The sequence below is a fragment of the Pseudomonas sp. p106 genome (genome assembly GCF_003936645.1).
Classification (GTDB): Bacteria; Pseudomonadota; Gammaproteobacteria; order Pseudomonadales; family Pseudomonadaceae; genus Aquipseudomonas; species Aquipseudomonas putida_E.
In genome coordinates this window covers 64521-78232 of sequence record NZ_RHQR01000026.1, presented here as the reverse complement: position 1 = coordinate 78232, position 13712 = coordinate 64521, and the positions used below count along the sequence as shown (strand labels likewise).

Genomic DNA, 13712 nt, shown 5'->3' with positions numbered 1-13712 from the left:
GTTCGATCAGCCAGACCAACTTCCTCGGTACCGGTAACAAGGTGTCCATCGGCCTGACCCGTTCGGAATACCAGACCCGCTACAACTTCGGTTTCGTTGACCCCTACTTCACTGCCGACGGCGTCAGCCTGGGTTACAACGCGTTCTACCGCAGCACCGACTACGACGACCTTGACGTTGACGTGGCCAGCTATGCGGTCGACAGCCTGGGTGCTGGCGTCAGCCTTGGCTACCCGATCAGTGAAACCTCGCGTCTGACCTACGGCCTCAGCGTACAGCAGGACAAGATCAAGACCGGTCGTTATACCGTTGACGAGATCTTCGACTTCCTCGAGGAGGAAGGCGACAGCTTCCTGAACTTCAAGGCGTCCGTCGGCTGGTCCGAGTCGACCCTGAACAAAGGCGTGCTGGCAACCCGTGGTCACTCCCAGAGCCTGACCCTGGAAACCACTATTCCTGGCAGCGACCTTTCGTTCTACAAGCTCGACTACCGCGGCCAGCTGTTCAAGCCGATCAACAACGACTACACCCTGCGCCTGCACACCGAATTGGGCTATGGTGATGGTTTCGGTGGCACTTCGGGCCTGCCGTTCTACGAGAACTACTATGCGGGTGGCTTCAACTCCGTTCGCGGCTTCAAGGACAGCAGCCTGGGCCCACGCAGTACGCCGAGCAATGGTTCGAATCCCGGCACCATCGCAGACCCGGACCAAGACCCACTGCCGTTCGGTGGCAACGTCCTGGTACAAGGTGGCGTAGAGCTGTTGTTCCCGCTGCCGTTCGTGAAGGACCAGCGTTCGCTGCGCACCTCCGTGTTCTGGGATGTGGGTAACGTGTTCGACACCAATTGCGGTTCCAAGCCTGACTGCGCCAAGGTCGGTTTCTCGGACATGGCCAGCTCCGTGGGCCTGGGTGTGACCTGGATCACCGCGCTGGGTCCGTTGAGCTTCAGCCTGGCAATGCCGGTGAAGAAGCCGGACGATGCCGATACCCAGGTGTTCCAATTCTCTCTGGGCCAGACCTTCTAAGGTCGGCCCTTGCTTAACGACAACGGTTTATCCAGGAGTGCATCGTGCGTAAGTTGACTCAACTGGCCTTACTGGCCGCGGCGCTGGTCGCCACCCCGGCTTTCGCCGAAATGAAGGTTGCCGTGCTGAACTATCAGATGGCGTTGCTCGAATCTGATGCCGCCAAGAAATACGCGGTGGATGCCGAGAAGAAGTTCGGCCCGCAGCTGACCAAGCTCAAGACCCTGGAAAGCAGCGCCAAAGGCATTCAGGACCGCTTGATCAAAGGCGGCGACAAGATGGCCCAGCCGGAGCGTGAGCGCCTGGAGCTTGAATTCAAGCAAAAGGCCCGTGACTTCCAGTTCCAGTCCAAGGAACTGAATGAAGCCAAGGCGGTTGCTGACCGCGACATGCTCAAGCAGCTCAAGCCCAAGCTCGACGGCGCTGTCGAGGAAGTGATCAAGAAAGGCGGTTACGACCTGGTCCTCGAGCGTGGCGCGGTCATTGATGTCAAGCCTCAGTACGACATCACCCGCCAAGTCATCGAGCGCATGAACCAAGCCCGTTGATATGACCGTGACCATGACGCTCGGCCAGTTGGCCGAGGCCCTCGGGGCCACTCTCAAAGGCTCCGAGGCGCTGCAGATCACCGGGCTGGCCACCTTGCAGGAGGCCGGCCCCGGTCAGTTGAGCTTTCTCGCCAACAAGCAGTACCGCAAATACCTGGATAACTGCCAGGCAGCAGCGGTGTTGCTGCAGGCTGCAGATGCTGAAGGCTTTGCCGGCAATGCGCTGATCGTGGCGGACCCGTACCTGGCCTACGCGCGCATTTCCCACCTGTTCGATCCCAAACCCAAGGCTGTAGCGGGAATTCATCCCAGCGCCGTGGTTGCCGAGGATGCGCAGGTGGATGCCAGTGCCAGCATCGGGCCGTTCGTGGTCATCGAGAGCGGCGCACGCATTGGCGCCAACGTCAGCATCGGTGCGCATTGCGTGATCGGTGCCCGTTGTGTGGTTGGTGAGGGTGGCTGGCTGGCACCGCGGGTCACGCTGTATCACGACGTGACCATAGGCAAGCGCGTGGTCATCCAGTCTGGCGCGGTGATCGGTGGTGAGGGCTTCGGCTTTGCCAACGAGAAGGGCGTATGGCGCAAGATCGCCCAGATCGGCGGTGTCACCATAGGTGATGACGTCGAAATCGGCGTGAACACCGCTGTCGACCGGGGCGCGTTGTCCGACACGCGGATCGCCGACGGCGTCAAGCTCGACAACCAGATCCAGATCGCTCACAACGTGCAGATTGGCGAGCACACGGCCATGGCTGCCTGCGTCGGGATTTCCGGCAGCACGCGCATTGGCAAGCACTGCACCATTGCCGGTGGCGTCGGCATGGTGGGGCACATTGATGTCTGCGACAACGTATTCGTTTCCGGGATGACCATGGTCACCCGTTCGATCACCGAACCGGGTGCGTATTCTTCCGGCACTGCCATGCAGCCACTGGCTGACTGGCGCAAGAGCGCTGCGCGTATCCGCCAGCTGGATGACATGTCCAAACGTCTCCAGCAGCTGGAAAAACGTGTCGATACCGTGACCTCAGGTGGCCAGCCGACATCAGAAGGCTGATACCATTTCCTGAGCAAGAGTGAACAGTCGCTAGCTGGCTCCTCTTTGGATTGCAAAAGGAGCGTGTGGTCAGCACCTGCGCTCCCTATTCTTATTACAGGCTTCCCCCCGAAATGATGGACATCAACGAGATTCGCGAATACCTGCCTCACCGTTACCCGTTCCTGTTGGTGGATCGTGTAACGGATCTGGACTTCGAGGCCCAGAGCATTCGTGCCTACAAGAATGTCAGCATCAACGAGCCGTTCTTCAACGGGCATTTCCCGGAACACCCGGTGATGCCAGGCGTGCTGATCATCGAGGCCATGGCACAGGCTGCAGGCATTCTCGGTTTCAAGATGCTCGACGCCAAGCCGGCCGACGGCACGCTCTATTACTTCGTCGGTTCCGACAAGCTGCGTTTCCGTCAGCCCGTCCTGCCGGGCGACCAGTTGGTGCTGGAGGCCAAGTTCATCGGCCGCAAGAAGACCATCTGGAAGTTCGAGTGCCGGGCACTGGTCGATGGCAAGCCAGTGTGCTCGGCTGAGATCACCTGTGCGGAACGTGAGCTATGAATTCGATTGATCCGCGGGCGATCATCGATCCGTCGGCCAAACTGGCCGATGGTGTCGAGGTCGGCCCGTGGTCGATCGTTGGCCCTGATGTCGAAATCGGGGAGGGTACCGTCATTGGTCCTCACGTGGTGCTCAAGGGGCCGACCCGGATCGGCAAGCACAATCGCATCTACCAGTTTTCCTCGATCGGCGAAGACACCCCGGACCTGAAGTACAAAGGGGAGCCAACGCGCCTGGTGATCGGTGATCACAACGTGATTCGCGAGGGTGTGACCATTCACCGTGGCACGGTCCAGGACCGCGCTGAAACCACGCTGGGTGACCACAACCTGATCATGGCCTATGCCCACATCGGCCATGACAGTGTGATCGGCAACCATTGCATCCTGGTCAACAACACTGCGCTGGCCGGGCATGTGCATGTGGGTGACTGGGCGATCCTGTCCGGTTTCACCCTGGTGCACCAGTACTGCCACATCGGCGCGCATGCCTTCTCCGGCATGGGCACGGCGATCGGCAAGGACGTTCCGGCTTTCGTCACGGTATTCGGCAGCCCCGCCGAAGCCCGCAGCATGAACTTCGAAGGCATGCGCCGTCGCGGGTTCAGCGACGAGGTCATCCATGCCCTGCGTCGTTCCTACAAGATCGTCTACCGCCAGGGCCTGACCGTTGAAGAAGCGGTCAAGGAGCTGGATGAGCTGGCAGGCAAACACCCAGAGGTCGACTTGTTCCGTCAGTCGATCGTGAATTCTGCCCGCGGCATTACCCGCTGACATGGCGCAACTTTGCGTAGCCCTGGTTGCGGGTGAGGCCAGCGGCGATATTCTCGGTTCCGGTCTGATGCGCGCCTTGAAGGCGCGCCATCCCCAGGTGCGCTTCATTGGCGTCGGCGGCCCGCTGATGGAAGCCGAGGGCATGCAGTCGTATTTCCCCATGGAACGTCTGGCGGTCATGGGCCTGGTAGAAGTGCTGGGGCGCCTGCGCGAACTGCTCAAGCGGCGCAAGGTACTGATCCAGACCCTGATTGCCGAAAAGCCCGATGTGTTCATTGGCATCGATGCACCTGACTTCACCCTCAATATCGAACTGAAGCTACGCCAGGCCGGTATCAAGACCGTGCACTACGTCAGCCCTTCGGTCTGGGCATGGCGGCAGAAGCGTGTGCTGAAGATTCGTGAAGGTTGCGATCTGATGCTGACGCTGCTGCCATTCGAAGCGCGCTTCTATGAAGAGCAGGGCGTGCCGGTTAGGTTCGTCGGCCATCCGTTGGCCGATACCATACCGTTGGCTGCGGATCGGCAGGCTGCGCGCACGGCGCTGGGGCTGGGTGCAGGGCCGGTGGTTGCCCTGATGCCTGGCAGCCGTGGCGGGGAAGTCGGGCGCCTGGGGGCGTTGTTCCTGGATGCGGCGCAGCGCTTGGGCGAGCTGATACCCGGCGTGCACTTTGTAGTGCCATGCGCCAATGGGGCACGGCGTGCACAGCTCGAACAGATGCTTGAAGGTCGCGACTTGCCGCTGACGCTGCTCGATGGCCAGTCGCATCAGGCCCTGGCAGCCTGTGATGCGGTGCTGATCGCGTCGGGTACCGCCACCCTGGAGGCCATGCTGTACAAGCGCCCCATGGTCGTTGCCTATCGCCTCGCGCCACTGACCTACTGGATTCTCAAGCGTCTGGTGAAAAGCCCCTACGTGTCGTTGCCCAACTTGCTCGCCCAGCGCGAATTGGTGCCAGAGTTGCTGCAGGATGCCGCCACCAGCGAGGCCCTCGCACAAACCCTGGCTCCCCTGGTGGCCGACGGCAGGCAGCAGACCGAGCGCTTCGACGAGATTCACCGCACCCTGCGCCGCGACGCCTCCAACCAGGCAGCCGACGCGGTGCTGGCCTTGCTCAAGGACCGCTGACATGCAGATAGGACTGGATTTCAACCTGGTCGAGGACCTGGTTGCCGGGGTCGACGAAGTCGGGCGCGGCCCGCTGTGCGGGGCGGTCGTCACAGCGGCGGTGATTCTTGACCCGGCGCGGCCGATCCTCGGCCTCAACGACTCGAAGAAACTCACCGAAGCCAAGCGCGAAGCGCTGTTCGACGAGATCTGTGCCAAAGCCCTGAGCTTTTGCATCGCGCGCGCCGAGGTCGAGGAAATCGATCGGCTGAACATTCTTCAGGCCACCATGCTGGCCATGCAGCGTGCAGTGGAGGGCTTGAGTGTCACACCCAGGCTCGCACTGATCGACGGTAACCGCTGCCCCAAACTGTCGGTGCCGGCTGCGCCGGTTATCAAGGGTGATAGCCAGGTGCCGGCCATCGCTGCAGCGTCGATCCTGGCCAAAGTGACCCGCGATCGCGAGATGAGCGCATTCGAGCTGATCTATCCGGGCTATGGGATTGGCGGGCACAAGGGGTATCCGACGCCGGTACACCTGCAAGCCTTGGCCCGGCTTGGGCCCACGCCCATTCATCGGCGCTCCTTTGCGCCGGTACGGGCCGCTTGGGAAGCCCGCGAAGGCATTACCGATTCTCTGATCTAGCCTGTTGGGGGCGTCTTGCGTCCCCAAAACCCCCTCGCTTTTACGCTACAATCCCGCCCTTGTCGTTCAGCACTGCTACAGGATCTTCCATGTCGGTTCCCTTCGTTCACCTGCGCGTCCACTCCGAATTTTCGCTGGTCGACGGCCTGGTGCGGATCAAGCCGCTGGCCAAGGCGCTGGCCGGGATGAACATGCCCGCGGTGGCGATCACCGACCAGAGCAACATGTGCGCGTTGGTGAAGTTCTACAAGGCCGCCATGGGCGCGGGCATCAAGCCGATCTGCGGTGCTGACCTGTGGCTGGCCGGTGCCGACCCTGAAGCGCCGCTGTCGCGCATCTGCTTCCTGGCGATGAACCCCAAGGGTTACCGCAACCTTACCGAGCTGATCTCCCGAGGCTGGACTGACGGCCAGCGCAATGGCCTGGTCATTCTGCAGCGTGAGTGGATCGCCCCGGCCAGCGAAGGTCTGATTGCCCTGTCCGCCGGCAAAGAGGGCGATATCGGCATGGCCCTGATGGCCGGCCGTACCACTGAGGCCGAGGCGCTGCTGCACGACTGGATGGGCATGTTCCCCGAACGTTTTTACGTCGAGGTGCAGCGTACCAATCGTGCCGGTGATGAAGAATACGTGCACGCTGCCGTGGCGCTGGCCGACAAGGTCGGCGCGCCGCTGGTGGCCACCAATGATGTGCGTTTTATCAAGCAGTCGGACTTCGACGCCCACGAAAGCCGCGTGTGCATCGGTGAAGGCTGGACCCTGGACGACCCGCGTCGCCCGCGCATGTACAGCGACCAGCAGTACCTCAAAAGCGCGGATGAAATGGCCGAGCTGTTCAGCGACCTGCCCGACGCGATTGCCAACACCGTCGAAATCGCCAAACGCTGCAACATCCAGGTCCAGCTGGGCAAGTACTTCCTGCCCGACTTCCCGACGCCCAATGGCATGGGCATCGACGACTACTTGCGCCATGTTTCGCACGAAGGCCTGGAGGAGCGCCTGGCGGTGCTCTGGCCCAAGGAGACCACGCCCAATTACGAAGAGAAGCGCCAGCTCTACCTGGACCGCCTGAAGTTCGAACTGGACATCATCATCCAGATGGGTTTCCCGGGTTACTTCCTGATCGTGATGGACTTCATCAAGTGGGCCAAGAACAACGGCGTGCCGGTAGGCCCGGGCCGTGGTTCGGGTGCCGGCTCGCTGGTGGCCTACGTACTGAAGATCACCGACCTCGATCCTCTGGCCTACGACCTGCTGTTCGAACGTTTCCTCAACCCCGAACGTGTTTCCATGCCCGACTTCGACGTCGACTTCTGCATGGATGGCCGTGACCGGGTGATCGACTACGTGGCCGACGCCTACGGGCGCAATGCGGTCAGCCAGATCATCACCTTCGGTACCATGGCCGCCAAGGCAGTGGTACGCGACGTGGCGCGGGTGCAGGGCAAGTCCTATGGCCTAGCCGACCGTTTGTCGAAGATGATCCCGTTCGAAGTGGGCATGACCCTGGAGAAGGCGTATGAGCAGGAAGAGATCCTGCGCGACTTCCTCAAGGGCGACGAAGACGCCCGCGAAATCTGGGAGATGGCGCTCAAGCTCGAAGGTGTCACCCGGGGTACCGGCAAGCACGCCGGTGGTGTGGTAATCGCCCCGACCAAGCTCACCGATTTCTCGCCGATCGCCTGTGATGAAGAGGGCGGCGGCCTGGTGACCCAGTTCGACAAGGACGATGTCGAGGCCGCCGGTCTGGTCAAGTTCGACTTCCTTGGCCTGCGTACCCTGACCATCATCAAGTGGGCGATGGAGACGATCAACCGCGAGCAGGCCAAGAACAACCTGCCCGACGTCAACATCGACTTCATCCCGCTGGACGATCGCAAGACCTACGAGTTGCTGCAGAAGGCCGAAACCACGGCGGTATTCCAGCTCGAATCGCGCGGCATGAAGGAGCTGATCAAAAAGCTCAAGCCCGACTGCCTGGAAGACCTTATCGCACTGGTGGCATTGTTCCGCCCAGGCCCCCTGCAATCGGGCATGGTGGACGACTTCATCAACCGCAAGCACGGCCGCGCCGAACTCGCCTACCCGCACTCGGACTACCAGTACGAAGGCCTCAAGCCTGTTCTTGCGCCGACCTACGGCATCATCCTGTATCAGGAACAGGTGATGCAGATTGCCCAGGTCATGGCGGGGTACACCCTCGGCGGCGCCGACATGCTGCGCCGCGCCATGGGTAAGAAAAAGCCTGAGGAAATGGCCAAGCAGCGCGGTGGCTTCATCGAAGGTTGCGTCGCCAACAACATCGATGCAGACCTCGCCGGCAACATCTTCGACCTGGTGGAAAAGTTTGCCGGTTACGGCTTCAACAAGTCCCACTCGGCGGCCTACGGTCTGGTGTCTTACCAGACCGCCTGGCTCAAGACTCATTATCCGGCGCCGTTCATGGCCGCGGTCCTGTCGGCGGACATGCACAACACCGACAAGGTGGTGGTGCTGATCGAAGAAGTGCGCAGCATGAAGCTGCGCCTCGATGCGCCTGACGTGAATGCCTCGGAGTTCAAGTTCACGGTCAATGACGACGGCCGCATCATCTATGGCCTGGGCGCCATCAAAGGCGTGGGTGAAGGCCCGGTGGAGGCCATTGTCGAGGCACGCGCCGAGGGTGGCCCATTCAAGGACCTGTTCGACTTCTGTGAGCGGGTCGACCTCAAGCGGGTGAACAAACGCACACTCGATGCGCTGATCCGCAGTGGCGCACTGGACCGCCTGGGCCCGCACTTTCATGATGAGATCAAGGCCTACCACGCCAGTATCGACATCAATCGCGCGACCTTGCTGTCGGCCCTCGAAGAAGCGATCAAGGCTGCTGAGCAGACGGCACGCACCGCCGATAGCGGTCACGTCGATCTGTTCGGCGGGCTGTTCGTCGAGGAGGACTCCGATGTTTACGCCAACCACCGCAAGGTGCGTGAACTGACGCTCAAGGAGCGCCTGAAGGGCGAGAAGGATACCCTTGGCGTATACCTCACCGGCCACCCGATCGATGAATATGAAGGGGAGATCCGCCGTTTCGCCCGCCAGCGCATCATCGATCTGAAGCCCTCCCGCGAGACGCAGACTATCGCCGGCATGATCATTGCGATGCGGGTGATGAAGAACAAGAAGGGCGACAAGATGGGCTTTGTCACCCTCGATGACCGCTCCGGGCGTATCGAAGCGTCGCTGTTCGCCGATGCCTTCATGGGCGCCCAGGCGTTGTTGCAGAACGATGCCATGGTCGTGGTTGAGGGTGAGGTCAGCAATGACGACTTCTCCGGTGGCCTGCGCCTGCGCGTCAAGCAGGTGATGACCATGGAAGACGCCCGTACCAAGCTGGCCGAGAGCCTGCGCCTGAAGATCACCCACGATGCCCTCAAGGGCGACCGCCTGAACTGGCTGGGCGAGCTGATCACCCGCCATCGCGGTGGTTGCCCGATCACCCTCGAATACACCGGCAGCGACGCCAAGGCGATGCTGCAGTTCGGCGACCAGTGGTCGATCGACCCGGCCGATGGCTTGATTCAGGCGCTGCGTGACCAGTTCGGGCGTGAGAACGTCTTCCTGCAATATCGTTGAACCGACGAAATTTAATCTCGACCTGAATGCGCCTGATCCCTTAAGGTAGGGCGCCAAACGGATCAACCGGCCGGCCGCCTGGCCGTAGACCCAAGACGGATGACTATGAACCCGAATTTTCTCGATTTCGAACAGCCGATTGCCGACCTGCAAGCCAAGATCGAAGGGCTGCGTTTGGTGGGTAACGACAACTCGCTGAACATCAGCGATGAAATTGCCCGTCTGCAAGACAAGAGCAACACCCTGACCGAAAGCATCTTCGGCAACCTGACCAGCTGGCAGATCGCCCGCCTGGCCCGTCACCCGCGTCGTCCTTACACCCTGGACTACCTGGAGCACATCTTCACCGAGTTCGAAGAGCTGCACGGCGACCGTCACTTCTCAGATGATGCTGCCATCGTCGGTGGTACCGCGCGCCTGGATGGCAAGCCGGTCATGGTCATCGGCCACCAGAAGGGCCGTGAAGTGCGCGAGAAGGTTCGCCGCAACTTCGGCATGCCGCGCCCTGAAGGCTACCGCAAGGCTTGCCGCCTGATGGAAATGGCCGAGCGCTTCAAGATGCCTATCCTGACCTTCATCGACACCCCGGGTGCATACCCAGGCATCGACGCAGAAGAACGCAACCAGAGCGAGGCGATCGCCTGGAACCTGCGGGTCATGGCACGCCTGAAGACCCCGATCATCGCCACCGTCATCGGTGAAGGTGGTTCCGGCGGTGCACTGGCCATCGGTGTGTGTGACCAGCTGAACATGCTGCAATACTCCACTTACTCGGTGATCTCGCCGGAAGGTTGCGCCTCGATCCTGTGGAAGACCGCAGACAAGGCCGCGGACGCTGCCGAGGCCATGGGCATCACCGCCGAGCGCCTGAAAAGCCTGAACATCGTCGACAAGGTCATCCAGGAACCGCTGGGCGGCGCCCATCGTGACCCGGCGCAGATGTCCGAAAGCATTCGCGCTGACCTGGTTCAGCAGCTGGACATGCTCGGCAAGCTCGACAACGACACGCTGCTGGCCCGTCGTTATGAGCGCTTGATGAGCTACGGTCTCTGATGCACCGCTGGGGGCGCAAAGCGCCCCCAACGCTTTCAAGCCGCGTGAGGCTCCAATGATCAACCTCACCCCTTGGCTCAATGCCCCTGCCTGGTACATCGCCTTCTCCGGTGGCCTCGACTCCACCGTCCTCCTGCACTGGCTGGCCGACTACGCCCGCATCCACGCAACGCCGCCGCTCCATGCCATCCACATCCACCACGGCCTGCAACCTGCCGCCGATGTCTGGCCAGGCCATTGCACCGCGGTGTGTGAGCGGCTGGGCATCGAACTCACCGTCATCCACGTTCAGGTCCCTGCCGGGGCGAGCCTGGAGCAGGCTGCGCGCGATGCTCGGTATGCGGCATTCGAGACCGTTCTTGGCGCGGGCGACGTCCTTTTCACGGGGCAGCACTGTGATGATCAGGCCGAAACCTTACTGTTCCGGCTTCTGCGCGGTGCCGGCCTGCGTGGCCTGGCCGCAATGCCGCAGCAGCGCCCGCTGGGGCGCGGCCGCGTGGTCAGGCCGCTGCTCAACGTTTCTCGCGCGCAGTTGCATGAATATGCACAAACCCATGGGTTGATCTGGGCCGAAGATCCGTCCAACGCAGATACGGCCTTTGCCCGCAACTTCCTGCGCGCAGAGGTGTTCCCGCTATTGCAGCAGCGTTGGCCGAAGGCCAGCCAGGTCCTGGCTCGCGGTGCCGAGCATCTGGGTGAGGCGCTAGGGCTGCTTGATGAGTTGGCCCAGGCTGACCTGGCCGTGGCCCGGGAGGGGGCGCCTGCCATGTGGTCAGGGATCGACTCGCTTGACCTCGCGAGCCTGGTGGCGCTTTCGCCAGCCCGTCAGCGCAATGCCCTGCAATATTGGTTGAGCCTGCGCACCCGCCTGCCCGACACCCGGCATTGGGCCGGTTGGGCGGCCCTGCGTGATGCGGCAGTCGATTCCCAGCCTGCCTGGCAGCTGACCGACGGCAAGCTGGAGCGCAGCCACGGGCGGATCTGGTGGTTGTGTGGCGACTGGCTGCAGCCTGTCGGCGGGACGCTGCGCTGGGAGATGCCCGGTAGCCCGTTGCCATTGCCCGGGAACGGCAGCGTCAGCCTCCAGGGCGCCCCGCTAGGTGATTTGCGCATCGCCTACCGCCAGGGCGGGGAAGTGCTGGACATACCAGGGCGGGGCAAGCGCGACCTCAAGCGCCTGCTCAATGAGCTGCACGTCCCGCACTTCGTGCGACCGCGCCTGCCACTGCTGTATCGTGGCGAGCGCTTGCTGGCAGTGGCCAATCTGCCCCGATTGGCGCAGGCCGATTGCCAGCTCCACTGGCAGCCTCCGACGAACGCGCAAGGTTTGAGCTGAAGGGTACATTCCGGTAGACTACCCTCCCTTCTTGATACAACTTCTGTGCGTTCCTCGGAAACACGGCAGTTGCCGATTACCACGCAGTTTTTTGCTGGGCTGATTCTGGAAATGACGAGCGAGCTCCATGCCGGGGTTAACCCTGGTCTGTACAGACGCGGCAGTTTTTCGAGATGCACTGTGATTGACGCAGGTGATCGGGGGCTTCGGCCTTCCTTCGCTTTCTCCGGCGGCGCTGGCCGCCTTAACGCAGACTTCTAGGGTTTTTCATGACGCGCTACATATTCGTCACGGGCGGTGTTGTTTCTTCATTGGGGAAAGGCATTGCCTCGGCTTCCCTGGCGGCCATCCTGGAAGCGCGGGGGCTAAAGGTCACCATGCTCAAGCTGGATCCGTACATCAACGTCGATCCTGGCACCATGAGTCCGTTCCAGCACGGTGAAGTATTCGTCACCCACGACGGCGCCGAGACCGACCTCGACCTGGGCCACTACGAGCGGTTCATCCGCACGACCATGACCCAGAACAACAACTTCACCACCGGCCGCATCTACGAGCACGTGCTGCGCAAAGAGCGTCGTGGTGATTACCTGGGCGCGACCATCCAGGTCATCCCGCACATCACCGACGAGATCAAGCGTCGCATCATCAAGGGCGCCGGCGATGCCGATGTGGCCCTGGTGGAAATCGGTGGTACCGTGGGCGACATCGAGTCGCAGCCGTTCCTCGAGGCGATCCGCCAGTTGCGCTTCGAAGTCGGCGCCAAGCGCGCGATGCTGATGCACCTGACGCTGGTGCCGTACATCGCCACCGCTGGTGAGACCAAGACCAAGCCGACTCAGCACTCGGTCAAGGAACTGCGCTCCATCGGCCTGCAGCCTGACGTGCTGGTCTGCCGCTCCGACCACCCGATCGACAACTCGTCGCGCCGCAAGATCGCCCAGTTCACCAACGTTGAAGAGCGTGCGGTGATTGCCCTTGAAGACGCCGACACCATCTACAAGATCCCGGGCATTCTGCATGCCCAGGGTCTGGACGATTTCGTCGTCGAGCGCTTCGGCCTGCAGTGCAGCAGCGCCGACCTGTCCGAGTGGGACAAGGTAGTCGACGCCAAGCTCAACCCTGAGCACGAAGTGACCATCGCCATGGTCGGCAAATACATGGAGCTGCTGGACGCGTACAAGTCGCTGATCGAAGCGATGAGCCACGCCGGCATCACCAACCGCACCAAGGTCAACCTGCGTTACATCGATTCCGAAGATATCGAAAACCAGGGCACCAGCCTGCTCGAAGGCGCAGACGCCATTCTGGTACCGGGCGGTTTCGGCCTGCGTGGCGTGGAAGGCAAGATCACCGCGGTGCAGTATGCCCGTGAGAACAAGGTGCCATACCTGGGTATCTGCCTGGGCATGCAAGTTGCCGTGATCGAATTCGCCCGCAATGTGATGGGCTGGAAAGACGCCAACTCCACCGAGTTCGATCGCAACAGCGGCCACCCGGTCGTTGGCCTGATCACCGAGTGGGCCGATGCCACTGGCGCTGTCGAGACCCGTACCGAAGCCTCCGACCTGGGTGGCACCATGCGCCTGGGTGCGCAGGATTGCCAACTGGCTGCCGGCTCCAAGGTGCATGACTGCTATGGCAAGGACGTGATCACCGAGCGCCATCGTCACCGCTACGAAGTGAACAACAACCTGCTGCCGCAACTGGTCGATGCTGGCCTGGTGGTATCCGGTCGTTCCGAAGACGGTGCGCTGGTTGAAGTGGTCGAGTCCAAGGACCACCCGTGGTTCGTCGCCTGCCAGTTCCACCCCGAGTTCACCTCGACCCCGCGTGATGGCCACCCGCTGTTCAGCGGCTTCGTCAAGGCTGCTCTGGCGCAGAAGAACAAGGCCTGAGCCCAGGCTTTGTGAGTTTTCCGACGGTATAAACCGCGCAAAGCTCATTTCTCGGGTAAAGTACCGTCCGTTCTGCCCCTGACCCGCCGGTCAGGGG

General features: G+C 61.8%; 11 protein-coding genes. All 11 read left to right on the top strand.

Annotation, left to right across the window (positions count from 1 at the left end):
- Window positions 1-1028: outer membrane protein assembly factor BamA (bamA, locus tag EGJ09_RS24060; RefSeq protein ID WP_125924945.1), on the top strand; the 1028-nt coding region annotated here is incomplete at its 5' end.
- 44 nt (window positions 1029-1072) lie between these two features.
- A complete protein-coding gene (locus tag EGJ09_RS24055; RefSeq protein ID WP_012315893.1) occupies window positions 1073-1576 on the top strand; it encodes an OmpH family outer membrane protein in 504 nt (167 codons plus the stop codon).
- A 1-nt stretch (window position 1577) separates the two neighbouring features.
- Window positions 1578-2633, top strand: a complete 1056-nt coding sequence (gene lpxD, locus EGJ09_RS24050) for a UDP-3-O-(3-hydroxymyristoyl)glucosamine N-acyltransferase (RefSeq protein ID WP_012315892.1) — start codon at window positions 1578-1580, stop codon at window positions 2631-2633.
- A 113-nt stretch (window positions 2634-2746) separates the two neighbouring features.
- A complete protein-coding gene (gene fabZ / locus EGJ09_RS24045; RefSeq protein WP_012315891.1) occupies window positions 2747-3187 on the top strand; it encodes a 3-hydroxyacyl-ACP dehydratase FabZ in 441 nt (146 codons plus the stop codon).
- On the top strand, window positions 3184-3960 hold the full coding sequence (lpxA, locus tag EGJ09_RS24040) for an acyl-ACP--UDP-N-acetylglucosamine O-acyltransferase (RefSeq protein WP_012315890.1): 777 nt from the start codon (window positions 3184-3186) through the stop codon (window positions 3958-3960). The genes fabZ and lpxA overlap by 4 nt, the downstream gene beginning before the upstream one ends.
- A 1-nt stretch (window position 3961) precedes the next feature.
- Window positions 3962-5089, top strand: coding sequence for a lipid-A-disaccharide synthase (lpxB, locus tag EGJ09_RS24035; protein WP_125924944.1), 1128 nt, complete (start codon window positions 3962-3964; stop codon window positions 5087-5089).
- Between the two features lies 1 nt (window position 5090).
- On the top strand, window positions 5091-5714 hold the full coding sequence (gene rnhB / locus EGJ09_RS24030; RefSeq protein ID WP_046788313.1) for a ribonuclease HII: 624 nt from the start codon (window positions 5091-5093) through the stop codon (window positions 5712-5714).
- An 89-nt stretch (window positions 5715-5803) separates the two neighbouring features.
- Window positions 5804-9328, top strand: coding sequence for a DNA polymerase III subunit alpha (gene dnaE / locus EGJ09_RS24025; RefSeq protein WP_046788314.1), 3525 nt, complete (start codon window positions 5804-5806; stop codon window positions 9326-9328).
- A gap of 105 nt (window positions 9329-9433) precedes the next feature.
- The gene (accA, locus tag EGJ09_RS24020; RefSeq protein WP_042111686.1) at window positions 9434-10381 is read left to right on the top strand and encodes an acetyl-CoA carboxylase carboxyl transferase subunit alpha; all 948 of its coding nucleotides are present in this window, start codon (window positions 9434-9436) and stop codon (window positions 10379-10381) included.
- Window positions 10382-10436: 55 nt separating this feature from the next.
- Window positions 10437-11717, top strand: coding sequence for a tRNA lysidine(34) synthetase TilS (gene tilS / locus EGJ09_RS24015; RefSeq protein ID WP_125924943.1), 1281 nt, complete (start codon window positions 10437-10439; stop codon window positions 11715-11717).
- A gap of 269 nt (window positions 11718-11986) precedes the next feature.
- Window positions 11987-13615, top strand: coding sequence for a CTP synthase (locus EGJ09_RS24010; RefSeq protein ID WP_046788316.1), 1629 nt, complete (start codon window positions 11987-11989; stop codon window positions 13613-13615).
- Window positions 13616-13712 lie beyond the last annotated feature (97 nt).